Genomic DNA, 24,755 nt, shown 5'->3' on the forward strand with positions numbered 1-24,755 from the left:
GATCGGGAGGTTTTTTATATGTGATTTTTATGAATTGATCATCGGTACAATCCAGCTGGTAATAATCAGCAAAATACCCAGATGCCCCATTTTTCGTGTCACATAGACCAGTTTCGACGGTGGCTGTTCCAGTCGTTTGGCATATTCTTCCATGGTAATGCCTGCTTTGGTTTTACTGCTAAATAAAAACACGCCCAAGTCAATACAGATCAGAATCGTACCAATATCAGCGACCAGCTCCATCAGGACAAAATCTTGGTTATACAGCGACATGCTCACGCTATAAGTCAGATAGACGGCAAAGGCCAGACACAGGTATTGCAGGACCACTAAAAACTTCTGCATAAATCTCAACAGTTCACAAAATGAAGGCAATTATACAAATAATCGGGCACTCTCGGTCAATTACAAGCCTTTCATGACCTCAGCAAAATTTTGCTTCTCGACCAGTTCCAGAAATTCATCGCCTAAACGCTGACTTTCAGCAATACAGGCTTTCCATAATTTGATCCGTTCTGCCTGATCTAGGCCCTTCAGGGTAAAATCCTTACGATCCGGTAAGCGGCCTGAAGGCAAACTTTGCAGATAGTCCTGCGATGGAGAAAGCAACAAGGTGCGTGCCTGATTTTCCGGATTTGAGGTACGTTTAAATAACTTGTCGAACCAGCCGGGAGTAATGCTGTCAGTAAAATGTGGATAGAGCACAATGCCTTTGCTCTGAAAGGGCAGGTCAATGTGATAGTCAATCAGGCCACCATCGCGGTAATAACCCTGCGGTGCGTCTGGAATATTGTTCACCGCTGCCATTACCCCGGGAATCGACGCCGAGGCCATCAGCCAGGACAATACACTCTGCTCGGTCAGGGCATGATAATGTGTAGTAAATCCATCTTCCGCGATTTGAAATTGTTCCCCCATATTCGGCTGGCTAATCACACGCTGCATAAAATGACGGCTGTGTTTACGTGCGACAGCAGTCGTTCCGACAATTCCGGCTACAGAAGCCAGCAAAGGCAGCGCTTTGTCACTCTGGAAAATGTGCTTGGCTTTAATTGAAATCACAGCGAGATGATAATCCGGATGATTGACCAGATCATTTTCCTTGCCTTGTACCAGGTCGAGTAGCATGCCGCGGCAAACTTCGCTGACCTCCTGGCGGGTCATTTTTTTATGGAAATAAAGGTTGGTATACAGCTCAGCTAAACGCTCGGTTCCCTGTTGAGCCCCATGTGCAGCCATACTGGCAAAACGCCAGCTACCAATCGAGGAACCAACGAGAGTACGCCGTTGTGGGGCACGTGGGAAAAATTCGCCAAAAATTGCCTGATCCAGACCCTGAATCCCGATTCCTTTTGGGCCACCTGCAGCACCTGGGATAATATCGACCTGTTCAGGTTGTAATCCTTGTTGCAGAATCAGCTCACGTGCCAGATGGCCAGCACGAATCGTCAGCGCAGGCGCCCGTTTTTGTAAAATCTGTACCATGATTCAACCCATACCAGCCAAGTGTGTGCTTATTTTAATCGATGCGTCTTTAGACCCAATGGCAAGATATGTCCTAAGGTGACTTGAGAGTCATGGCATCGGGTTGATGTAAGTGTGCATGAGTTCTTTATTGCGTAAATTTAAAAAAGGTAGATTAAATGAAATAATCAAAAGCGTGGTTATAGGATAGCTTGGCCAGTAAAAAGCATGAATTAGAAAGAAACTACCTGCAATACCTATCCATATTTTTAAAGCTAGTATTAGCTGTGTTTGTCGTAGACAGAATAGAAATAACAACGGAAGCAGGTTAAAGCTGACAATGAGCCAGAAATAGTCACTATGAATCAGGCGGTAGAATGTGGTATTGGCAGCAGGGGACCATGCAAGCCAATGGGCTGTTTGGTTGATATAGAAAAAAATATCTATCCATGTTGGGAAGCTGTAAAGTAGTGCAGTGAGAAAGGTTTTTTGTCTATTCTGGCGATACAGTGCGCATAAAAAACTATATTTCATTTGGATATTCTTGTTTTATTTTTTCAATAATTTAAGCATAAAAAAGCCTGACGAATCAGGCTATTTAAAAAATTATTTCGAAATTCGCCAGACTGCCAGAACGCTCACCAGCACAATCAGAAGCACCGACACAAACCATGGTGAAATAATCGCAATCGACAGCAGAATGGCCATGATACTGCCAAACATCCAGCTACGTTTTTGCTGAAGTTCCATTTGCAGGCGCATGCTTTGCAGTTCATTGAGCTGTTTGGCATGCCAGGCTGACTGGTTTTTCAGACCGTTCAGGCTATCAATCATCAAGGTTGGTAGATCCTGTGCCCCTAATAGCAGATCCGGAATTTTTTGTCCCAGTTCTTTCAGGTTCTTTTGCGGATTCATCTGCGCCTTGATCCAGTCCGTCAGGATCGGTTTGGCCAGACTCCAGATATCCAGTTCCGGATACAGGTCGGTTCCCAAGCCTTCGACATGCACTAGTGTTTTGAGTAGCAGCATCAGTTGCGGTGGAATTTCCAGATGGAAACGACGGGCAATGTCCATCACTTCAATCAAAATACCGGCAAAATCCAGCTCATGCATTGGTTTAGAGACCATCGGCCCGACACTGCGGCGCATTTCACGAGCCAAAGCATCCTGATCGGTGCCTGGTGGAATCCAGCCAGCTTGATGCACCACCTGAATCAGTTGCATGAAGTCGCTGTTCATGACCGCCAGCAGCATGCGTGCTACGGTCATCTGGTCGTGTTTGGACAGCTCACCCATAATCGCGCAGTCCAGCGCAATAAAGCGCGGATTGCTCGGATTGATGGTTTCGACAAAGACATTGCCCGGATGCATGTCGGCATGGAAAAAGTTATCGCGAAAGACCTGGGTAAAGAAAATAGTCAGGCCTTTACGTGCCAGATCAGCACGATCCATGCCGAGTCGGTCAAAGGTCGCGATATCTGAAATTGGCACTCCGGTAATGCGCTCGGCCACCAGCACATCTTTGCTGTCCATATACACTTCCGGCACGTACATCATGCTGGAGCCGGTAAAGTGATGGCGCATACGGCGGGTATTGTCCGCTTCCAGGGTCAGGTCCAGTTCATTTAAAATGATCTGACGATAATCCTGAATAATTTCAGACAAATGTAAAGCACGTGCAGCTTCGAGACGTTTTTCCAAAAAGTCCCCCAGCCATTGCAGAATTTCAAAATCCTGCAAAATCTGCTGGCGAATATTCGGACGGGTCACCTTGACCACCACTTCACGACCATCGTGCAGGGCTGCGGTATGCACCTGTGCAATCGAGGCTGCTGCGAGTGGTTGCACATCAAAACGGGCAAACAGGGTATTTACATCGGCTTTCAGCGATTCCTGAATGCGCATCCGCGCCACGTCATTGTCAAAGGGCTTGACCTGATCTTGCAGCAAAACCAGTTGCTGTAACAGTTCAGGTGCAATCAGGTCGCGACGAGTGGAGAGCAGCTGGCCCATTTTGATGGCCAGCGGTCCCATTTCTTCTAAAGCCAGTTTCAGCTTGAGTGGATTCTTACGTTCACGACTGGACCAGGCGGCCGGATGCATACGGATCAAAGACAGAATATGCCGGGCCTTTTCTGGTAATTCTTCCGCAGGAAACAACGTGTCGAGTCGATAGTGCGCGGCGATGCGCCAAAGTTCGAGTAAACGTGAAACATGCGGAATCATAAAGCGGCGTACCTAGTCTTGAGTAGAATTGTTTGAGGTATCGATCTGGGCCTGAAGCTGCTGGATTTTCGCTTCAACCCGATCTAAATTTTGATTCAGGATACGGGTGTCCTGATTCAGGTCATCCATTTGCCAGCGTGGGGCAAACAGACCACTGTCTTCTTTTAAGGCATCTTCGGCAAAGAATAGCTGACTTTGCAGGGTACGTTTCAGCTGTTTGGGTAATAGCTGTAATTTACCAATTTCATGTGCCAGTGCCGGGCCAATCCAGGGACTTAAGTGCGCCGCCAGATCCAGCTCTGCCTGTTGCATGATGCGCTGGATTTCCTGCAATAACTTGTAGTCACCTTGCAGTGGAATATTGCCGACTTCATCGGACAGCAGCAGCTTGAGTAATTCCACCACATTGCTGACCTGTAAGGTTGCAGTCGCTTCGGTGACTGTAGATGAACCAGCATCAAATGGACGCTGTTCAAAGATTGAAGATGCTTCACTATGACCAGTCGCGGTCGGCTCCAGACGAAGCTTGTCTTTATCAAAAAACACATCGACCGAAAGCTGCGGAGAAGCAATCACCACCCGCAGCATTTTACCAGACAAAGCATTTAGCTGGATGCGGGTAATCGCATCCAGATCAATCACATGGTGAATCACGCGTTCAACAGCACCGAGTGCCAGAATTGACCACATAGGGAGTGAACCTTAAAGTTTAAAACCGCGGTGAACTGCAACAATCCCGCCAGTCAGGTTGTGATAGTCACAATTCTGGAAGCCGGCATTTTCCATCATGCCTTTTAAGGTGCGCTGGTCTGGATGCATACGAATCGATTCAGCCAGATATTTATAGCTTTCAGAATCATTGGCAATGATTTTACCCATGATTGGCAAGGCTGTGAATGAGTACAGATCGTAAAGCTTAGAGAATGGCTCAAACACCGGTTTAGAGAATTCCAGCACCAGTAAACGGCCACCTGGCTTGAGTACACGATACATCGATGCAAGTGCGGCATCTTTATCGGTCACGTTACGCAGACCGAATGAAATCGTCAAAAGATCAAAACTGTTGTCTGCAAATGGTTCTAAGGTTTCAGCATTTGCCAGAACGAAATCGACATTGGTACAACCTGCATCAATCAGACGGTCACGACCGACATTCAGCATGGATTCGTTAATATCAGACAGTACCACATGACCCGTCGGGCCAACTTCGCGGCTAAAGACTTTAGCCAAGTCGCCGGTGCCGCCCGCGATATCTAGTACATGCTGGCCACGGCGTACACCTGACATATTGATCGCAAAACGCTTCCACAGGCGATGAATACCAAAAGACATCAGGTCATTCATGATGTCGTATTTGCTCGCCACAGAGTGAAACACTTCTGCGACTTTCTGGGCTTTTTCTTCGCTGTTGACAGTTTGATAGCCGAAGTGTGTGGTTGAGCCGACGTTACCGGTATTGGCACCACGCGGCAGATTATATTTAGGCACAGTACCCGTCACAGGCGTGTCAGTCAGACGTTGTTCTAAAGATTGTTGCTGACCTTGCGGGGTGCCTTGTGGAAGGGGTTCAGTTAAGAATGGGCTCACTTTGTCTGTCTGTTGTGCCGACTCGGGGGTAGGGGTAGGCGTTGTATTTTCATTCGACATTGGAGTCACTCCTAACATATCAATCGGGTTAATCTTGCATTGTCTGCATCATGACAGATTCTAAAGGCTTATTCAGCAATCATGATGCAATTGTTATGAATAATATACAGAAAAATTCACGCTTGGCAGAAATACTCATCGGGTATTTACTGAAATGGCAACGGATCGCCAGAATGTACTTTCTCGATAATCTGGCGTTCGGTTGCCGTGAACGTGCGTACAAATTTTTCTGCCGATTTAAGTGGCTTCATCGCTAGAAAACCATCCTGCATAAATTCATACATCACCTGAAAGTTATACTTATTCGCCGCGCCCTTACACATTTTAAAGGCGGTATAGACCACAAATGAACGCATGTATTTATCCAGACTCATGCCGAGCTGATCCAGTAGAGCCAGCTGTTTCAAGCGTGCTTCACCCTGATCCAGCTTCAAATAGGTCAGGCGCATCATCTCGTCAGTCAGCGGTTCATGTGGATGATAATCCTGTAATAACTGAATCGCGACCTGTTCATCCAGTTGTACCGCCAGAATAGCCAGCTCTACCCCTGAGGTGCCGGTTTTAATGGCATTTTCCGGAATAACTTTTTCTGCTTTATGCGCATATTTCATCAGCCGGGCAATCTGTTCTGCCAGCGCATCAAATTCAGCACCGCCGTAGAGACGGTTCAGGAAATATTCGGACATCAACAGGTTTTGTTTTTCAGCAAAATGGGCGCGATGAGTGCGCTGCATGCGGACTTTCTGCCAGGCCTGCACATCCTGTAAACGGCTTAAAATGTCAGGCCGGGTGTGATAAGCCAGTTGATAATAATGCGCTAACAGATCATCGAGTACGGCAAGTTTGGACATGAGGCTTCAATTATGATTGGAGGATGCAAGAATCTTAGAGGCTGCCGGGCAATCCTGCTATGACAAATTGAACACAGATCGGACATTTGTCTGTCAATGTGTTGTTTAAATAGCCAATTTAATCGTGTGAAAAATGTTGCCAGAGCTATTTTTGCGCCAAAACTCATCGTTATACTGCAAACAGAATAAAAACATCAGGGTTGAAGATACGCATGGAACAACCACAATTTCAGTTAATGGATGAAGATCAGTTATCGGTCGAGCTGATTGATGCTCAATATGATTTAAAAAAAACACGCGGCCAGAAAAATGCCAAAAGCCTGTTGATTCTGGTCAACGGGATTGAGCTGGCCGGTAAGGGTGAAGCGGTCAAGCAGCTGCGTGAATGGGTCGATCCGCGCTATTTGCGCGTGAAAGCAGATGCACCGCAAGTGGCCGGGCCTAAACAGACTTTGTGGCAGCCTTATGCGCGCTTTATTCCGGCCGAAGGACAAATCATGGTCTTGTTTGGCAACTGGTACAGCGACCTGCTGAGCAGCGCCATGCAAGCTTCAGATCCGATCACTAATGCACAGTTCAATCATTATCTGCAAGAGATGCAGGCCTTTGAACAGGACCTGAAAAATAATCATGTCGATGTGGTCAAGGTCTGGTTTGACCTGTCCTGGAAAGCCCTGCAAAAACGGCTGGATGCCATGGATCCGAGTGAAGCGCACTGGCATCAGCTGCATGGTCTGGACTGGCGCAACAGAAAACAGTACGACACCTTGCAGCGCTTGCGTCAGCATTTTACCGAAGACTGGTTCATTATTGAGGGTGAAGATGAACAGCAGCGTGACCAGCAATTTGCCCAGCATATTCTGGGTGCTCTCAAGCATTGCCCCAATCATCCGGCCAGAGCCAGTGGACGATGGAAACAGGCCAAGATTCCCGAACTGTTAAAACATCCTGCCGAAACTCGAGCCAAGGCAGAGGATTACAAGCCGGAGCTGAAGAAATTAACGGCTAAGGTAGCCAAGGCGATGCGGTCCGATCCGCGGAATGTGGTGATTCTGTTTGAGGGCATGGATGCGGCTGGAAAGGGCGGTGCGATCAAGCGCATTGTGAAAAAACTGGATCCGCGTGAATATGAAATTCATACCATTGCCGCACCAGAAAAATATGAGCTGAGCCGTCCCTATTTATGGCGCTTCTGGACCAAGCTGCAAAGCGATGATGATATCTGTATTTTTGACCGTTCCTGGTATGGGCGGGTGCTGGTAGAGCGGATAGAAGGTTTTGCCAGTGCCGCAGAATGGCAACGTGCGTATGCGGAAATTAACCGTTTTGAGCAAAGTCTGGTCAAGCATCAAACCGTGGTGATCAAACTGTGGCTGGCCATTTCCAAAGATGAACAGGCCGCACGTTTCAAGGCACGCGAAGATACACCGCATAAGCGTTTTAAAATTACTGAGGATGACTGGCGTAACCGGGAACGTTGGGAGGATTATCTGAAAGCGGCAGCCGACATGTTTGAACGTAGCTCGACCGATTATGCGCCTTGGCATATTATTGCGACCGATGATAAAAATACCGCACGGGTCGAGGTGTTAAAGGCCATTTTAAAACAGCTTCAGGCAGAATAATCTGCCTGAAGTAGCACGGGCTCAGCTGTTTAAAATATTGAGCTCAAATGTGCTTAACCTTGAGCGACCTGTTTTTGCTGGATATTTTTAGCCGCACGGTAGCATTCCTCGACATGGGCTTCGGCAATTTTTTTCATGACAAAATAGCCCAGACTGGCGGCAATCAATTGACCACCCAGGGGAATGAATTTTGTCACTTGCTTTGTGATCACTTTCGCTGCAACATTGTTCAAAGATTTTTTGACAGCAGTTCGCGCGACCACCAGACCAGAAAATTCTACGCCGCGTTTACGCAGCTCATTCCAGTGCACCTGACGGGTTTTGGGATCATAGACACTGATCTGATCAGGCGCCAGTCCGAAGCGGGCATTGATCTCGGGAATCAATTGCGACAAGATGCCGATGTCAATGACGACATCCATAAACGGCACTGGAATAATGGCGGCACCCGCAGAATAGTAGGCACGTTTTTTGGTGAGTTCCAGGCACTCGGCACGAATTTGTTCCAAATCTAAGCTTGGATCGATACGTTCAGGAATTTTATCTAATTTCATGGGCACTACCTAAGCTCTATGTTGTTTTTTTCTATGCAAGCATCATTAAGATGCTTTTTTCAAAGAAATTTTTCGACTGAAGTGTGATTTTAAAGTGTCATACAGCGCTCGAGATGTATAGTAACTAATCTTTATCATTTTGTAGTAAAACTAGTTCAGCAGTTCAGGGGAAACGATGGCAATCCATGTTATTCAGAGTCAACGCATTGATGTGCTTTTGGATAGTATGCTGCGTATTGTCAATCAAACTGCCCGGCATCCGTTTGAAGTGTTACAGCCCCGGCATTTTATTGTGCCGTCTCCGGCCGTAGAAAGCTGGTTGACTCAAAAAATTGCCGAGAAGAAAGGCATCAGTGCCAATAGCCAGTTCCATCACCGGATTCGTGCCTTTCAGTGGACGTCTTATCAGTGGGTGCTGAATGCGCCTAAAGAAGTCGAACAGGTTCGAGAAGCCAATATTCCGCGTATTATCATCAAATGGCGCGTGTTTCAGGCACTGCGTAAATGTATTCTGCCAGAACATATTCCCTTAGACGTCGATCATCCGCTGTATTCAATTGTAAAGCGGATTTACGACAGTGCCGACCGGCTGGAGCAGGGCACGGAAAAACAGCTGAAAAAACAGAGCATGCTGTACTGGGTGGCCGAGCAGGTATCGCGCCTGTTCAGCCATTATATGGATTATCGCGGTTATTGTGCACGTAACTGTCCACCGCAAAGCTGCAGCTGCCCGACCAACTGGCTAGAGGCCTGGGGACAAGATATTGCGCTGGATATCGAGCAGATGATTTATAGTCCCAAAGATGAAAATGGTCACGAAATGCAGGTGGCCGATTTCGTCAAAATTCAGGCGCGTGAGCTGGAAGCCTGGCAACGCTGGTTGTGGCAGCATGTATTTCAGGAGGATTATGCCAAAATTCTGGAGATTGAGCGCCTGTATTGGGAACGGCTGGAGAATCCGGAAACACGAAGCGAAGCCCTGAAACGCTTGCCGGCACAGATAGTGGTATTTAGCCTGCTGGAACTTCCGCCCAGCCAGCTGGACTTTTTACGCCGGCTGGGGCAATACATAGACATTTATATCTTTCATTTTAACCCCTCGCAGGAATACTGGGCCGACAGTGTCGATCCGGACTGGAAAGCCAAATTTGATCTGCAACGGGAAGAGCGCTTTATTCAGCGCTTTGAAAAAACTCGCCAACGTAAACCGAATGATGCTGAACTGAAAGAATTTCGAATCAAGCAGCTCAATTTTAATGCCGAAGATCGTGAATCGCGGCATCCGCTGTTGACCCGCTTTGGCAAGCAGGCGCGGGATCATTTCTCTTTACTCTCCAAACTGTCTTCTGGAGAAGAAGGTCTCTGGGCCGATGTTTTTGTCGATGACTATCAGGACAAGCTGCTGGCAAAAATCCAGTCAGATATTTTATATTTACTCGAACCTGAACAGCATCAATATGCTTTAAATCCGGCCGATGATTCGGTGCAGATTCATGTCTGTCATTCCTCGTTGCGTCAGCTGGAAGTACTCAAAGAACAGGTTATTCACTGGCTGGCACAAGGTACGGAACAGCAGCCACGGCAACCGAGCGACATTCTGGTGCTGAGTCCGAATCTGAAAGAACTGGAACCGGCGATTCGCAGTGTCTTTGCCCCGCCACCACGTGAGCGTGAGATCGGCAGCCAACGGTTGCAGAAAGATAACCTGTATTTACCGATCCAGATTGCCGGGGTGTCGCGTCTGGATGTTAGCAATGCCTGGCGCGCGGTACTGGGCCGGATCCAGTGGGTACGTCGCCGTTTCAGTATTGAGGACTTTGCCGACTGGCTCAGCCTGAATGCCACCCAGCAACGTTATGCTCTGGACTATAGTCAGGTAGAACGGATGTTGCAGTTGCTGACGGAGGCTGGCTTCAAGCGCGGTCTGGACCAGCAGCATTTACAGCAAAGCCTGAGCGCAGGCGATGATGATTACCGTTTTAGTTTTAAATTCGCGCTAGACCGTCTGGCTTTGGGCCTGGCCATTCCTGAACATACAATGTTTGAGGATACCTTGAGTTATGCCAAGGTTCTGACCAGTGATTTCCCGTTGATTTCAACCCTGATCCAGATTTATCAGGATCTGGTGCAGCGCCGTGACTGGCTGACTTTGCATGAGACCGGACAGCGCACACCGGTGAAAACCTGGCTGGAATATTTGCGGGCTGACCTGAATGAATTTCGTGATGCCGGGGTGGAATCGCTCAAAACTGTGGCCGAGATTATCGACAAGCAGATGCGGATGCTGACCTTGGCCGATTATCATGAGCAGGATGATTCACATGCCAGTCAGGAGCTGGTGGCACTGAGTTTGCCTTTGCCTTATGTGCTGGAAGAAATTCAGAATACGCTAGAAATGCAGCTGGATCAGGCCGAACCAACCGGACAGATCACTTTTAGCCAGATTGGCCAGATCCGGCCACTCCCTTATCAGCTGGTGGTGATGCTGAATCTGGATAGCGGTAAGTTTCCGAGCCGGAATCAGCAGGTGCCGTTTGATCTGATGCGCAGCCTGAAGCCGCAACTCGGCGATCGTTCGCGTCTGGATGATGAGCAGGGTGCTTTTCTGGATGCCTTACTATTGGCGCAGGATAATTTATGGCTGTTTTATAATGGCTTTGATCTGGACGATGGCGAGGCCCGAGATCCATCCACTGCCTTGCAGGAACTGATTCAGCATATCGCATTCATCTGTCAGTCGGAACAGCCGGATGCCGAAGTCGATCCTGTGGTGGAAATCAATGGTCTGTCAGTCGCCCAACATATCCAGCAGCTTTATCATGTACATCCCTTGCAGCCTTTTGATCCAGCCGGATTTGCAGATGCGCAAACACCGCGTTATCGGGATCAGTGGTTTGCGGTGGCAGAATATATCCGAAGTGCCGAAGGCAAGCGCAGCAGCTGGATCAATGCGTATTATCCGGCAGTTGAACAAAAAGAACTACGGGTGCTGAAAGGGGATGAGTGGATTCGGGACATGATTTTCCCGGCACGTTTATTTCTGAAAAGTGTCGGAATTTCCACAATTCGCTATGCAGATTTGCCGAGTTCCCGTGAGCCCTTGTTATTAAACAAGCTGGAACAATATCAGGTGCGGGATTTTCTATTACAACAAGATCAGCAGATTGAGCCGAGCTTGATGCTAGACCGTTTGCCAGTAGGCAAAACCCAGCAAGCCACCTGGCTCAGCAGTCAGCAGGAACAGCAGTTGTTGCAAGAACGTTTGCTACAGCTCGGCAAAGAACTGACGCCGGTGACCCAGCAATCCCTGCAATTTAGTCCTGAACTGATCATTCATATCAGCGTACCACAAGCCTCGCACAGCAGTTACTGGTTAAGTCTGCAATCTTCTTCGGCCTCGGAAAAACGCCGTGCCCAGATCTGGCTGGAATATCTGTTATGGCTGGCTTACTTAAATGATGATGCACGCTCACCAGAACTGGAACGTATTGTGATTTTCAGTAATAAGACCCTGAAATTTTCCGGCTTGAGTTCAACTAAAGCGCGAGAATATTTACAGTTCTGGTTCAAAGCCTGGGAAATTGGTCAACAGCAGCCGCTGGTGTTGCCAGCGGAATTGTTGATGAAAAAAGAGTGGCAGTGGGCCGAAAATGAACAGGGCAAAATGACCATTGTGGAAATGCCGGAACTGCTAAAAGCCTGGAATAATAGCTATGAAAGTGCCAAGCCTTTGGCTTCGGATGAATCCAGCCTGTTGCATCAGGACTGGCAGTTTATTTTGCAGGATCAGGACCCGGATCTGGCCTTGCAGCGCTGCTGTCATGATTTCGCCCATGCTCTGTATGCGCCGATTCACCAACATCTGGAATGGGTGAAATAGCAATATGACCGTGTTAAAGCAGCAGATGCAAAAAGCCATTTCTACCAATCCGATTCAGGACATGACGTTCCGGGGCTTACACTGGATTGAGGCCTCGGCAGGCACCGGCAAGACCTATACTTTATCCAGTTTGATGGTGCGGATTTTTCTGGATCAGTATTATCCGCATCAGGTGATTGCAACCACCTTCACCCGCAAGGCAACGGCCGAACTGAAAAACCGGGTACGGCTGCGGGTCGAAGAAACTTTGGCCTATATCCAGCGTCATCAGCAGCTCAATTCTGTGGAAATTGCAGCGAAGATTCAGAGCGAAACTGATCCTTTATTTCAGCAGGTGTTGAAAGATTATGGCACACGGATGGACTATGCCCGTCGCCGCTTGCGTCTGGTACTGAACCAGCTGGATGAACTGTTTGTCGGGACGCTGGACAGCTTTAGCCAGAAACTGTTACGTGAATTTGCTTTTGAAAGTGGCAAGATTGAACGTGCAGAACTGACCGAAGATCAGGATTTATATATCCAGCAACTGATTCATGATGTGCTGCGTGACTGGATTCAGCAGCAGCCACAATATATGGTCAATCATTTGTATGTGCAGAATCTGCTGAAACCGGTCGAGCATTATACCGGGCTGGTTCGGGATGCTCTGAATTTTAGCAAGCAGCAATTCCAGAAGGTCGAGCCGGCTGAATGTGATCTAGGTAAATTAGAAGCCTGTATTACCCAATTATTGAATATTCATGAGCATGATCTCGAAGTCATGCGGCGCTATTGTCAGGAAAGTCCAAAGTATTTTCACAAGAGTTTTTTGACCAAGTTAACCGACGTTTGTGAAAACTTTATGACCTGGAGCGCAGCCCTAAAAACTCAGGGTGGCATGAGTTTCTTCGATGCAGAATTGCAACCGATTTTACTGAATCTGTGCCATTTACGCCGTAAAAAAACTGATTTCCAGCCGACCACTCAGGTTTTTAACAAGAGCTGTCCGGAGGCGGAGCAGCAGCTGATTTTGCAACACAGCCTGATTGTGGCAATTGATGCACTGTGTGAGGTCAAACAGGATCTGGATGAGCAGTTGAAGCAGCTCACGACCTATCTGGAATTTCATATTATTCAAAGTGTGCAAACTCGTTTGCCGCAAACCCTGCAACAGCAGGGTGAAACGACTTTTTCCCAGCAAATCCGCACACTGGCAGAAGCACTGCAAGGACAACAAGGCCAGCGCTTTGCCCAGTTTGTACAGGCACGTTATCCGCTGATTCTGGTGGATGAATTTCAGGACACCAATCAGGATCAGGATGACCTGCTGGCCAAGATCTGGCGGGGTGCCAGCCGGGTGCAGTCCGGCTGCATGATTATGGTCGGCGATCCGAAACAGGCGATTTATGGTTTCCGTGGCGGCGACATGCTGACCTATAACAAGGCACATGCTGACGTGCGGCAAAAGCAGGGCCGCGAATATACCCTGATGCAGAACCATCGTTCGGTCAAAGCGCTGGTCGAAGTGGTCGATGCTTTATTTCAACGCCAGATGGATTTTGGTGAACAGGTGCAGTACACCCTGATTCAGGCCGGGAGTCGGCCGCATCCGGATCTCATCGATAGCGCTGTCTGCAATCCGCAGCCCTTACGCTGGATTCAGTTGGGTGAGTCGGATGTAGAAGCCGATCAGGTGGCCTGGAAAATCCGTGCACTCCTCAATCAGTCTGCTCAACAGCAGTTGTATTTTCAGCAGCAGAACAGTATTCAAAGCCTGAAAGCCGATGATATTGCAGTGCTGGGGTTTGGACATTTTGCCCTGGAACAGGTCAAGCAGCGCCTACAGCGTATGGGTATTCCTTGTTATAAAGAATCCAAACAAAGTGTTTTTGCCAGTGCCATTGCGCAGGATGTCGCGGCCGTCTTGACTGCAATCATGGATCCTTTTAATGAATCCAAGGTCAAACGTGCCTTACTGACCCGCCTGCTGGGTTTCAACCTGAAAAAACTGATTGAGTTACAGGCGCAGAGTGAAGGGCTCAGTCGCTATATTGCCGATCTGGATGCAATTCGGGAAATGTGGTTCGAAAAAGGTTTTCTCACGGCATGGAATTATGCCTTAAACCTGTTTCAGGTCTGGACTCATCTGGTGGCCAGTCAAAGTCTGGATAATGAACGGGTGGTTGTGAATTTGCGTCATCTGACCGAAATTCTGAGCCAGCAAAGTGAATATTATCAGGGTGCCCAAAAACTCTATCACTGGTATTTGCGTCAGTTACAGTCCCCTTCAGGCAAAGACAGTGAAAAAGAACGCAAGCTGTCTGGTGATCATGGGGTACAGCTGATGACCATCCATGCCTCTAAAGGGCTGGAATTTAAAGTGGTATTTTTATTGGGCGCAGATGCTGCTTTTGATGTGAATAAAGGCAACTTGAACTTTTCATTAAGTGGCACACTGTCTGAAAGTATTTTAGAACAATCCCGGGTGATTGCGGTCAATCATAAGAATTTGCACGAGCAGGCGATTTTACAGAATGCAGCGCGTAATGCAGCGGAAAATCACCGGCTTTGGTATGTGGCGCTGACCCGTGCCAGTCATCGGGTGTATGCCATGTTGCAAGACCACGCTTCACAATCCGATTCGGGCTTGGCGTTCTGGCGTGGCCAGGGCGATGCCATCTTCGAACATGCTTTATCTCTGGTCGAGCAGCCGCTGTCTCAGGAACCGGCACGTCTGGTCGAGCAGTCACACCATCATAAGATCGACATGCTGGCGCAACCTTTGCCAGAGCGACAGTTCTATCCACGCACCAAAACCAGTTTTACCGCATTGTCGCAACACCAGTCACATGCGCCAGTTTTGCAGGATGATCTGGTCAATGCACAGGAACACCCGGATAGTGCAGCGGATGAAATCAATCTGAATGCTTTAGCAGATCAGCCGGCTGTCACACCGCTAGACTGGATCAAGCTGAATTTCCCCAAAGGTACGGTGGCCGGGACTTTCTTGCACAGTATTTTTGAACATATCAATTTTCAGGACAGCAGTTACTGGAATCTGGAAATTCGCCGTCGTTTTAAAAATACTGCACCGCAAATCTGGCAAGAACTGAAAGAAAAATTTGAACAGGCCTTCCAGTTGCGTACTGTGCTGGAGCAGACCTTTGCGCCGCATTATCAGGCCGCAGCGGTGAATCTGCGTAGCCTTTTTCAAGCCGCAGCGCAGGCAAATTTCAAAGCAGATGAGTTGCAACAGAGTATGCAACGCGTTTTGTCCAGCCTGAACTATAAATTGCTGAGCGGCATTCGCCTGCATGATCAGAGCCAAGCTTATCGTCAACAATGGCGAGAGTTGTTTCAATCGGCACAGCAAGACCGATCAGCCTTGATGCTCTTTTTAAGCCAGTTTGAGCGTTATTTCACCGAGCTGGATGATGACAGCTTTATCCTGTTTTTTGAACAGGAAATGGCCCAGATTGCACACCTTGCAAGTCCTGAACAGCTCAATGTCGAAAGCATCTTTCAGACTGCTTTAGATGGATTGCTTGATGAAATTAGGGAAGATATTTTACTCAATCTGATGCATGACTGGGTGCATGACATTCTGGTCACTCCGATTCAGGCAGATTTTGTTTTGGCACAACTGGGTGATCAACAGTATCTGTCAGAGTTCCCTTTCTATCTGTCACTCACCGATGCGCCTTTGCAGATCCGACAAATTCATCAGCTCTTTGTTGAACATGACATTGTCATGAGCGATTTTAATGAAGCCAAATCGGCACGTTATCTGACCGGTTCCATCGATCTGGTGTATTTCGATGGCCAGCGCTACCATATTGCCGATTATAAAAGTAACTTTCTCGGCCCAGATCAACAGCATTATACCGCTGAGGCTATTCAGCAGAATATGAGCCAGTCCAGTTACTGGTTGCAGGCAGCCTTGTATCTGGTGGCCCTGCATCGTTATCTGAACGCAAATATGCAGGCGTATTCAATGCAGCAGCATCTGGGCGGCGCAAGCTATTTATATTTACGCGGTATGCACGGGCAGATGGAACAAGGTGTATATCACTGGCAACCAGACATCGAATTCGTTGAAAAACTGGATCAGATTTTGGGCTATTTTGAGCAGAAAAAAACAGCATAATTTTGCTGCCTGATAAAATATATAGAGATTAAACAGAAAATTATCCTGTGGATAACTTTGAGGATAACTGTGTGGAAAATGAGCAGAATCACGTGTCGCAACAAAACGCCAGTTTGATGGCCTGGATTGACTATTTATGTCAGCCTCCATTTAGCTCGGCTACATTTGATCCGGCAGCAAAATTACTGATTCAGCAATTGCTTGAAGCAATGCAGGCCGGCGATAGCTGCATTGAGGCGCTTCCTCAACAAATGGCATTATTGCATAATCTGGTGCGTGATCATGCTCAGCAAGGCACGGGTATTGCCCCCTTGGTGTTTGAAGATCAGCATTTATATCTGTACCGCTACTGGCAGCTGGAACAGGCAGTGGCAACGCATATAGCACGAATCAAGACCCAGTCTATTGCAGCCCTGGAGTTAACAGCACGTGACCGCAGTCTGCTCTCAGATCCACAGCAGCAAAAAGCCCTGCAAATGGTGGCAGAGCAAGCCTTCAGTATTATTACTGGCGGGCCGGGAACCGGTAAAACTTATACGCTGGCGCATATTATTGCAGTTTTATATGATGCGCTGCCGAATATCCGGATTGCCATGGCCGCGCCGACCGGAAAGGCTGCACAGCGGATGAAAGAAGCGCTGCAAAAAGCCTTACAGACTGAAGTTTTGCAGCAGTTTGAAATAGCTGCACTACAACAGTTACAACCCGTGACCCTGCATCGTTTATTGGGATTGGGCACGCGCGGACAGCCACGTTTTCATGCCAAACAGCCTTTGCCCTATGACGTAATTGTGGTCGATGAAGCCTCGATGCTGGATTTAAGTCTGTCACAGATGTTGCTGGCTGCTGTACCATCTCAGGCACGTCTGATTTTACTTGGCGATGCAGACCAGTTGGCTTCTGTGGATGTCGGTACCGTTCTGGCAGATCTGCAACAGGTTGCGACTTTGCAGGATAATCGGGTCAACTTAATCACCACACGACGTTTTAAAGCAGGGGCCAAGATTGGGGCAATGGCTGATTTTATTCAGCAGCAGCATGAAGCTGCCAATGTCCTGCAAAAATTTGAGCAGCAGATTGTCACTGCCAGTGAATTACAAGCCCTCGCCTTGGATCAGGTTGAGATTGACCAGCTCCAGTTGCAATATTTAGCGCCTGGTGCTGAACAGACGGCCACTACATTGAATCAATATTATGACCAGTTGATGTATGGTTATCAGGCCTATACACAGGCTGTCAAAAATAAGCAAGGCTTAGATGATTTCGAGCAATATGTACAACAGGTGGTGAGATCATTTGATGATTACCGTATTTTAACTGCGATTCGTTCTGGTGATCTGGGCTTATTCAAAATCAATCTACAGATTGAACAACGCTTTTTAGCCGCTCAAGGTCAACTGAAGCAGGGTGACTGGTATGTCGGGCGGCCGGTCATGATGACCTATAACGATTATCAACTGGGTTTATCCAATGGTGATATTGGCATCTGTTTTTTACGTGAGCAGTCTGGTCAGTGCCAGTTTGAAGTCTATTTTCCGAGTCTGGAAAAATGGGTCTTAGCCACCCGTTTGCCAAAGAGTATAGAAACCGCTTTTGCACTGACCATTCACAAATCTCAAGGTTCAGAATTTGCCCATACCGCAGTGGTGCTGGATCAATATGCGCAAAATCTATTAAGTAAAGAGTTGATTTATACTGCAATTACCCGTGCTAAAAAAGTGGTCAGTTTATTGGTAGATTGTGACGCTTTTACACAAGCCTTATGCGTACGAACCACACGTAAAAGTGGTTTAAGTCAAAAAATACTTGAACAATCTACTAGTTTATTGGCAAAAAATAATCAGATCTTGTAGGTAAAAGCTTACACGGATTCAAGAAATTGCCGCATAGAGCTTTTAATCAGTTTTTGAGAAGATTGGTCATACAAAATAACTCAACACGGAAAGTTGAGCATAATCGTATAATTATAAAAAGAATGTCAGTAGACAGCGAACTTACAGTGAGGTAAGTAAAAAGAGGAAACTTACAGCCGCTAAGCCTTGTAGTTTTGGGAGAGACTACAAGGCTTTTTTATATTTAATTAATTTATATTTCAAAATACTAGATATTTACCTTAATTCTAAAGTTGGATATTGTTGTGGAATGGCTGGATTTAAGCGAATTAGGTTAAATAAAGTGGTATTAATGTAATATTATGCAACTTTTAGGCTAGTTATTGTACGAAATAGCTTACAGCAAGATACGCTAAATGCCTCTACTTGTCTTTGTAGAATATGGCAAAATCTACCACACAAGGAAGGTGATTTTTCAACAGGATGTTTGAAAATAATAACAAGCGTAAAACGCTATAAAAAACACAATAAATAATAATGATAAGAGAAAGAACTACAGCGCCAAAAAGCCCGACTAAACTCGGGCTTTTTTTTATCTATTTTTTATTCAGACAGACGACGGTACATAAAACAATAGAAAAAGCGTTCTAATTGCTTAGGTCGATTTCTCTATTTAAGTGGTCTAGACGATCTCGCTTAAAACAGTACAGATCTTGAATAACTCAGGATCAATGGACAACAGCTTCGCTTTAAATAAATCACCGATTGAAAACATTTAAAAGTGCTGATCTATTTTTGCAATTTGGCGCATTTTCCCTTAAAATATACAACTTGCTGTAGTGATGCACGGCAGTCAAAGTTTTGAATTCTCATTACATTGATTTTTATCAAAATATATAAGCATCTCGGAGAAATCGAATGGCTTTAACTAACGCAGATCGCGCAGAGATCATTGCTAAATTCGCACGCGCTGAAAACGACACTGGTTCACCAGAAGTTCAAGTAGCTCTTTTGACTGCTCAAATCAATGACTTACAAGGTCACTTCAAAGAGCACAAACACGACCACCATAGCCGTCGCGGTCTAATCCGTATGGTTAACCAACGTCGTAAGCTGCTTGACTACCTAAATGGTAAAGACCACGGTCGTTATGTAGCATTGATCGGTGCTTTAGGTTTACGTCGTTAATTCGATTTAAACTTTATTTTCGGGTTATTGCATGCTTTGTGCTTTATTGCTGAAAACTAAAGTCGGTTTAGCTTTTGGCTAGGCCAGTGGAAGGGGCGAATGTTTCGCTCCTTCTTTGTGTTTAAAAATAGTATTTAATCTGGTGAGGTCGGCTTCTAAGCTTTGTCATTTGTTCGTCTATATAGTCGTGAATGCCAAACCTTAGGGGTCTCCACTAGAATAATTGTTCACAAGAACTAGGAAAAAATAAAACATGTCGATGTTTAATATTATTCGTAAAGAATTCCAATTCGGTCAACACAACGTGATTCTTGAAACAGGTCGCGTTGCACGTCAAGCAAACACTGTTGTGATTACCATGGGCGGCGTACAGGTTCTTGTTGCTGTTGTAGCGCAACCTAAAGCAAAAGCCGGTCAAGACTTCTTCCCATTGACTGTTAACTACCAAGAAAAGCAATATGCTGCAGGCCGTATCCCGGGTGGTTATGGTAAGCGTGAAGGCCGTCAGTCTGAAGCTGAAACTTTAATTTCACGTCTGATCGACCGTCCAATTCGTCCATTGTTCCCAGAAGGTTACTTCAACGAAATTCAAGTGACTGCAACAGTAATTTCATCTGACAAAACCATGGATGCTGACATTGCTGCAATGCTGGGTACTTCTGCTGCATTGTCGATTGCAGGTACGCCTTTCCGTGGTCCAATCGGCGGCGCGCGCGTTGGTTTGATCAACGGTGAATACATCCTGAACCCGAACCACGAACAGTTAAAAGAGTCTGATCTTGATCTGGTTGTTGCAGGTACTGAAGCTGCAGTATTGATGGTTGAATCTGAAGCGAAAGAACTTTCAGAAGACCAAATGCTGGGCGCTGTATTGTTCGGTCATGACGAAATGCAAATCGCGATTCAAGCGATCAAAGAATTTGCTGCAGCAGCTGGTGCAGTTGAGTCAACTTGGGTTGCTCCAAGCAAAAATGAAGCGCTTCTTGGTCAATTAAAAGATGCATTCGAAGCGAAAATCTCTGAAGCCTACACAATTGCTGTGAAACAAGACCGTTATGCGGCGCTTGATGCACTTCACGCAGAAGCTGTTGCCCAATTCGTTCCTGAAGAAGATGAAACAGGTATTGCTGACGAAGTAAACGAACTCTTCGAAGATCTTAAATACCGCACGGTTCGTGACAACATCTTGTCTGGTAAGCCACGTATTGATGGTCGTGATACTAAAACTGTTCGTGCAATCGATGTACAAGTGGGCGTATTAGGTCGTGCTCATGGTTCTGCATTGTTCACACGTGGTGAAACTCAGGCATTGGTTACAACAACTTTGGGTAATACCCGTGATGCGTTGATGGTTGATACCCTTGCAGGTACTAAAACTGACAACTTCATGCTTCACTACAACTTCCCTGCATACTCTGTAGGTGAAACGGGTCGTGAATCTGGTCCTAAGCGTCGTGAAATCGGTCACGGTCGTCTAGCACGTCGTGGTGTTCAAGCAGTTCTTCCTGCAGCTGACCGCTTCCCGTACGTGATCCGTATCGTATCTGACATCACAGAATCGAACGGTTCATCTTCAATGGCTTCTGTATGTGGTGCTTCTCTATCACTTATGGATGCAGGTGTTCCACTTAAAGCACCAGTTGCGGGTATTGCAATGGGTCTAGTAAAAGAAGGCGAGCGTTTCGCAGTTCTTTCTGACATCCTGGGTGATGAAGATCATCTTGGCGACATGGACTTTAAAGTCGCAGGTTCTGCAAACGGTATTACTGCACTGCAAATGGACATCAAGATCGAAGGGATTACTGAAGAGATCATGGAGTCTGCATTGAACCAGGCTTATGCCGGTCGTATGCACATTCTTAATGAGATGAACCAAGTAATTTCACGCGCTCGTCCTGAAATTTCGATGCATGCACCAACCTTCCAAGTGATCAACATCAACCCGGACAAAATCCGTGATGTAATCGGTAAAGGCGGCGCGACGATTCGTGCGATTACTGAAGAAACGAAAGCTGCAATCGATATTGAAGATAACGGTACAGTTCGCGTATTCGGTGAAACTAAAGCGGCAGCCGCTGCTGCAGTTGCTAAAATTCAAGCATTAACTGCTGAGATCGAACCAGGTACAATTTACGTGGGTAAAGTGATTCGTATCGTTGAATTCGGTGCGTTCGTGAATATTCTTCCGGGTACTGATGGCTTACTTCATATCTCTCAAATCTCGAACGAACGCATTGCGAACGTTGCAGATGTATTGAAAGAAGGTCAAGAAGTGAAGGTACAGGTTGCAGACGTTGACAACCGTGGCCGTATCAAATTGACCATGAAAGACATCGAACAAGTTTAATCATCTGAATATTCCCATGAGTTAGCTCATGGGAATGAAATATCAAAGCCCTGAGCTTGATCAAAGTGCTTACTTTGGCTGTTCAGGGCTTTTTTTATGCTTCGGAAAATCTCCGCACATCTGGCCAAAATGTTTGAATCGCCCACAGGCTGTCAACGATTGTCGCACGATGGTATTGAACGATCTGAGTCTGTATTAAGCAGTTGATCTTAGGTCAGGGGATCGGCTTCAGAACTTTTTAACAGACGATAAATTTCATCTTTCAATTTTAGCTTTTTACGCTTGATCGCTTCAATATCATTGTTGATATGATTGACCGGGTCGAGTTCAAGCTGACTAATTTTCCTGTCCAGCTCATTATGTTCCTCAAATAATTTGGCAAAGTATGGATTTTCCTCGCGAAGTTGCACAATCAAGTCGCGGTATTCGGGAAACATGTATTTCATTTTTTTATTACAATCTTTGGTTTTCATAGCGCTTTTTATACTCTAATCATCAAATTAAAAATAAATATGCCCTGATCTGCAGCGAAAGATACAGATAGACAGAGCATCAAAGGACTTACTTAAAATGCAAATGTTTGACCTCGCGGCGTAACTCCTGCACTTCATCGATGAGGTCCAGCATCATCGCGACTGCGGTAAATGACGCATCAAAATCGCGTTGCAGGCGATAGGCGCGTTGTGCACGTGAAATATCCTCACCGAGGAAAGTGCTGGCTGGCGTGATAGGAGAACGATCGGGCAGAATTCCATGTTCAATCAATTGCATGACCCATTCCGGGCTTTGTCCGCATGCTTCTGCGAAGTGGATGAGGTCAAATGAGTGATCGTCCATAATTTCTGACGGGGTATAGTCCTGTGAAAAGCTTTCTTGGTACTGAATTGTAGTCATGGCTCTACTCCTTAAACAGCCAAGTGTGCAAAATTGAGAGAATGAAAAGGTGCTGAAGTAAAACGCTTTCTATTCTTCGGATATGCAGACTCAGAGTGATGACTCAAATGATCACGAGAAAAAAATCGATATGTTCCGGTATTCAATGCCTCAGGAACGCGCGAATAAGAGAAGGTGAAAGTGAACGCTGTTTTTATAGTTTTATGTTTTATTGACCGAGTGTGTTCAAACACTTTCCTGTGTTGAATATACGCTGCCCTATGAGGACAGCAAAGCAGACCTGATGACAGAATTAAACAAGGCTGAAGATTGATCATCATAAATGGATAAAAAATAACCGTCTTCAATCCATTATTATGACTTTAGCTGCGCCAAAACAGTTTTTATTTGTACCTTATTGTTTCAAATCATGACAAAGAAAAAGCCCCTGATACAGAGGCTTTGAAAATCTTTCTGAAATTAATGTTTTATCCAGGTTACACTGCGGCCAATTACTGAGACACCGACATAACCACGCAAGGTTAGACGTTTGCCATTGGCACTTAGGCGTGCTTTGCCTTTGTAAATTTTGCCACTGATCGGATCAAGCACTTTGCCGTCATGGTATTCACGTGGCTTTTTCGGATCTGCTTTAAAATCCCAGATAAACGGCAGGCCTATAAACGGTTTATCTTTGAGCTGACCTGGACATTTATGACAGATGCCCATTTTCTCCGCGCCAGGCAGGCTACGTGTTGCGACAATTATTCCTTCATAGCTACCATCCGCTTTCTTACGAACTTCTACATCCGCACGAGAATAGCCTGATTGATCATCAATGGTTTTCCATTTACCCACTAACGGATCTTCATAGGCAAAGGCCAAGCTAGAAACCGCAGCCAAACTTATCCCCATCACTAGAGTGTTCAATAATTTTTTCATAACATACCTGTTAAATTTGATACTGTATTCATTTTAGAATTATTACTCTAATTTATTTTAAAAGCATAATTAAATCAATACTATAAAATGTGATTGTATTCTCATAATTTTTTTAAAACGATGATTATTTGGTCTTTGTTAATGTGAATAGTCTTATAATTTAAATGGGATTTTGGGGTGGGGTTTATCTGAGGATCTGATTCAGTGAATAGGCAGGTTTTCTACTGGAGGTAAATATGCTCTGTTGAGCTTCGTCATGTAAATTTTAAAACATAAAAAAGCACTCCTGAGGAATGCTTTTTTAAACTCATGCTTAGCACCGTTTAGCTTAGATGTTCACCACATAGACCTAAGGCCTCTTCGGCTGTAAAGGTATATTGGCTATTACAGAACTGACAATCCATTTTGATCGGATTCTGGAATTCCAGTGTTTCACGTATTGATTCTACGCCAATCTGTTGTAAGGCCACTGCACAGCGCTCTTTAGAGCAGGTACAGCCAAATTTCAAGGCTTCAGTTTCTGGTAAGCGCACCTCTTCCTCATTATATAAACGGTAAAGAATGTCAGTGGCTTGCAGGCCGATTAGTTCTTCAGTTTTCAAGGTTTCAGTGAGCATGGTCAGACGCGGCCATAAATCTTCATCAACACGGCGCTGTTCTTCTTCACTATTCCGTGGCAATAGCTGAATCAGTAAACCACCGGCGCGCTGATAGTCGCTTGCCAGTACAATGCGCGTTGGAATCTGTGCAGACAGGTCATAATACTGCATGAGGCAGCCAGCCAGATTTTCTTTGTCCAGCGGCACAATACCTTGATAACGCTCACCAAATTCTGGTTCGATATTGATAAACAGCACTGGAGAAACCAGTGACTTTAAGATGGTGCTGCTGTCTTCACCCACCAGAAAGTGCGGATCTTCTTCATAGTCCGCCAAAGCGCGAACTTCACCCAGGTGGTTGCATTCAGCCATTGCCCATTTAAATGTGCCTGATGCCTGAATTTGCAGGCTGATACGCCCTTTAATCTTCAAGGTGCTGGCAAGCAGTGCAGTCGCAGTGAGCATTTCACCCAACAGAATCTTGACCGCAGGTGCATAGTCACGTTGCGCTAAAATGGTTTGTAAAGCTTCTTCAAGATGCACCACTTCACCACGAACAGGGCTATCTTCAATAAAAAAGCGTTGGCGTAAATCAGACATA

Annotated in this window: 18 protein-coding genes; 6 read left to right on the forward strand and 12 right to left on the reverse strand. The window is 46.1% G+C overall.

Going from position 1 to position 24,755, the window contains the following annotated elements; genetic code table 11:
• Positions 1-27: 27 nt before the first annotated feature.
• The 7 genes from FTU87_RS04100 to FTU87_RS04130 all read right to left on the reverse strand — a co-directional run bounded on the left by FTU87_RS04100 (position 28) and on the right by FTU87_RS04130 (position 6,188).
• Positions 28-345, reverse strand: coding sequence for a hypothetical protein (locus FTU87_RS04100; protein WP_005095313.1), 318 nt, complete (start codon positions 343-345; stop codon positions 28-30).
• Positions 346-405: 60 nt separating this feature from the next.
• Positions 406-1,485 carry a patatin-like phospholipase family protein gene (locus FTU87_RS04105; protein WP_180049785.1) on the reverse strand — a complete coding sequence of 360 codons (1,080 nt, stop codon included), beginning with the start codon at positions 1,483-1,485 and terminating at the stop codon, positions 406-408.
• 90 nt (positions 1,486-1,575) lie between these two features.
• Positions 1,576-1,998 (reverse strand): hypothetical protein, encoded by a 423-nt coding sequence (locus FTU87_RS04110; RefSeq protein ID WP_100357912.1) that lies wholly within the window; start codon positions 1,996-1,998, stop codon positions 1,576-1,578.
• A gap of 72 nt (positions 1,999-2,070) precedes the next feature.
• Positions 2,071-3,690, reverse strand: a complete 1,620-nt coding sequence (locus FTU87_RS04115; protein WP_100534684.1) for an AarF/ABC1/UbiB kinase family protein — start codon at positions 3,688-3,690, stop codon at positions 2,071-2,073.
• Between the two features lie 12 nt (positions 3,691-3,702).
• A complete protein-coding gene (locus tag FTU87_RS04120) occupies positions 3,703-4,380 on the reverse strand; it encodes an SCP2 domain-containing protein (RefSeq protein ID WP_005172978.1) in 678 nt (225 codons plus the stop codon).
• A 12-nt stretch (positions 4,381-4,392) separates the two neighbouring features.
• Complete coding sequence (gene ubiE, locus FTU87_RS04125; protein ID WP_180096704.1) at positions 4,393-5,337, reverse strand: bifunctional demethylmenaquinone methyltransferase/2-methoxy-6-polyprenyl-1,4-benzoquinol methylase UbiE; 945 nt, start codon at positions 5,335-5,337, stop codon at positions 4,393-4,395.
• A gap of 146 nt (positions 5,338-5,483) precedes the next feature.
• Positions 5,484-6,188, reverse strand: a complete 705-nt coding sequence (locus tag FTU87_RS04130) for a hypothetical protein (RefSeq protein ID WP_180096705.1) — start codon at positions 6,186-6,188, stop codon at positions 5,484-5,486.
• 206 nt (positions 6,189-6,394) lie between these two features.
• On the opposite strand from FTU87_RS04130, the gene FTU87_RS04135 reads away from it, so the two are divergent.
• Entirely contained in the window at positions 6,395-7,813 is a 1,419-nt protein-coding gene (locus FTU87_RS04135; RefSeq protein WP_180096752.1) for a phosphate--AMP phosphotransferase, read from the forward strand.
• Between the two features lie 53 nt (positions 7,814-7,866).
• On the opposite strand, the gene FTU87_RS04140 is transcribed toward FTU87_RS04135, so the two are convergent.
• Positions 7,867-8,367 carry a hypothetical protein gene (locus FTU87_RS04140; RefSeq protein ID WP_005095328.1) on the reverse strand — a complete coding sequence of 167 codons (501 nt, stop codon included), beginning with the start codon at positions 8,365-8,367 and terminating at the stop codon, positions 7,867-7,869.
• Between the two features lie 175 nt (positions 8,368-8,542).
• On the opposite strand from FTU87_RS04140, the gene FTU87_RS04145 reads away from it, so the two are divergent.
• The 5 genes from FTU87_RS04145 (at position 8,543) to pnp (ending at position 21,740) form a co-directional block, all read left to right on the forward strand.
• Complete coding sequence (locus FTU87_RS04145; RefSeq protein WP_180096706.1) at positions 8,543-12,247, forward strand: exodeoxyribonuclease V subunit gamma; 3,705 nt, start codon at positions 8,543-8,545, stop codon at positions 12,245-12,247.
• A 4-nt stretch (positions 12,248-12,251) separates the two neighbouring features.
• Positions 12,252-16,373 (forward strand): UvrD-helicase domain-containing protein, encoded by a 4,122-nt coding sequence (locus tag FTU87_RS04150; RefSeq protein WP_180096707.1) that lies wholly within the window; start codon positions 12,252-12,254, stop codon positions 16,371-16,373.
• A gap of 71 nt (positions 16,374-16,444) precedes the next feature.
• Entirely contained in the window at positions 16,445-18,226 is a 1,782-nt protein-coding gene (gene recD, locus FTU87_RS04155; protein WP_180096708.1) for an exodeoxyribonuclease V subunit alpha, read from the forward strand.
• Positions 18,227-19,123: 897 nt separating this feature from the next.
• Positions 19,124-19,393 carry a 30S ribosomal protein S15 gene (gene rpsO / locus FTU87_RS04160; protein ID WP_004637724.1) on the forward strand — a complete coding sequence of 90 codons (270 nt, stop codon included), beginning with the start codon at positions 19,124-19,126 and terminating at the stop codon, positions 19,391-19,393.
• A 259-nt stretch (positions 19,394-19,652) separates the two neighbouring features.
• Positions 19,653-21,740, forward strand: a complete 2,088-nt coding sequence (gene pnp / locus FTU87_RS04165; RefSeq protein ID WP_171063368.1) for a polyribonucleotide nucleotidyltransferase — start codon at positions 19,653-19,655, stop codon at positions 21,738-21,740.
• A 209-nt stretch (positions 21,741-21,949) separates the two neighbouring features.
• Here the strand turns inward: pnp and FTU87_RS04170 are convergent, their stop codons facing one another.
• The 4 genes from FTU87_RS04170 to FTU87_RS04185 form a co-directional block, all read right to left on the reverse strand.
• A complete protein-coding gene (locus tag FTU87_RS04170; protein WP_005095339.1) occupies positions 21,950-22,213 on the reverse strand; it encodes a YdcH family protein in 264 nt (87 codons plus the stop codon).
• 88 nt (positions 22,214-22,301) lie between these two features.
• The gene (locus FTU87_RS04175) at positions 22,302-22,634 is read right to left on the reverse strand and encodes a chaperone modulator CbpM (RefSeq protein ID WP_074383946.1); all 333 of its coding nucleotides are present in this window, start codon (positions 22,632-22,634) and stop codon (positions 22,302-22,304) included.
• Between the two features lie 459 nt (positions 22,635-23,093).
• Positions 23,094-23,555 (reverse strand): DUF2147 domain-containing protein, encoded by a 462-nt coding sequence (locus tag FTU87_RS04180; RefSeq protein WP_005095344.1) that lies wholly within the window; start codon positions 23,553-23,555, stop codon positions 23,094-23,096.
• A 323-nt stretch (positions 23,556-23,878) separates the two neighbouring features.
• Positions 23,879-24,754 (reverse strand): Hsp33 family molecular chaperone HslO, encoded by an 876-nt coding sequence (locus FTU87_RS04185; RefSeq protein ID WP_180082913.1) that lies wholly within the window; start codon positions 24,752-24,754, stop codon positions 23,879-23,881.
• Position 24,755 lies beyond the last annotated feature (1 nt).

Source organism: Acinetobacter sp. YH12156 (assembly GCF_013418235.1).
GTDB classification, from domain to species: Bacteria; Pseudomonadota; Gammaproteobacteria; order Pseudomonadales; family Moraxellaceae; genus Acinetobacter; species Acinetobacter pseudolwoffii.

Excerpts from the sequence above, each read along its gene's own strand:
- pnp (WP_171063368.1), top strand. The coding sequence starts at position 19,653 with ATGTTTAATATTATTCGTAAAGAATTCCAATTCGGTCAACACAACGTG.
- FTU87_RS04145 (WP_180096706.1), top strand. The coding sequence starts at position 8,543 with ATGGCAATCCATGTTATTCAGAGTCAACGCATTGATGTGCTTTTGGAT.
- ubiE (WP_180096704.1), bottom strand. The coding sequence starts at position 5,337 with ATGTCGAATGAAAATACAACGCCTACCCCTACCCCCGAGTCGGCACAA.
- FTU87_RS04120 (WP_005172978.1), bottom strand. The coding sequence starts at position 4,380 with ATGTGGTCAATTCTGGCACTCGGTGCTGTTGAACGCGTGATTCACCAT.
- FTU87_RS04130 (WP_180096705.1), bottom strand. The coding sequence starts at position 6,188 with ATGTCCAAACTTGCCGTACTCGATGATCTGTTAGCGCATTATTATCAA.
- FTU87_RS04110 (WP_100357912.1), bottom strand. The coding sequence starts at position 1,998 with ATGAAATATAGTTTTTTATGCGCACTGTATCGCCAGAATAGACAAAAA.
- FTU87_RS04185 (WP_180082913.1), bottom strand. The coding sequence starts at position 24,754 with ATGTCTGATTTACGCCAACGCTTTTTTATTGAAGATAGCCCTGTTCGT.
- FTU87_RS04150 (WP_180096707.1), top strand. The coding sequence starts at position 12,252 with ATGACCGTGTTAAAGCAGCAGATGCAAAAAGCCATTTCTACCAATCCG.
- FTU87_RS04100 (WP_005095313.1), bottom strand. The coding sequence starts at position 345 with ATGCAGAAGTTTTTAGTGGTCCTGCAATACCTGTGTCTGGCCTTTGCC.
- FTU87_RS04170 (WP_005095339.1), bottom strand. The coding sequence starts at position 22,213 with ATGAAAACCAAAGATTGTAATAAAAAAATGAAATACATGTTTCCCGAA.
- FTU87_RS04180 (WP_005095344.1), bottom strand. The coding sequence starts at position 23,555 with ATGAAAAAATTATTGAACACTCTAGTGATGGGGATAAGTTTGGCTGCG.
- FTU87_RS04140 (WP_005095328.1), bottom strand. The coding sequence starts at position 8,367 with ATGAAATTAGATAAAATTCCTGAACGTATCGATCCAAGCTTAGATTTG.
- FTU87_RS04175 (WP_074383946.1), bottom strand. The coding sequence starts at position 22,634 with ATGACTACAATTCAGTACCAAGAAAGCTTTTCACAGGACTATACCCCG.
- FTU87_RS04115 (WP_100534684.1), bottom strand. The coding sequence starts at position 3,690 with ATGATTCCGCATGTTTCACGTTTACTCGAACTTTGGCGCATCGCCGCG.
- rpsO (WP_004637724.1), top strand. The coding sequence starts at position 19,124 with ATGGCTTTAACTAACGCAGATCGCGCAGAGATCATTGCTAAATTCGCA.
- FTU87_RS04105 (WP_180049785.1), bottom strand. The coding sequence starts at position 1,485 with ATGGTACAGATTTTACAAAAACGGGCGCCTGCGCTGACGATTCGTGCT.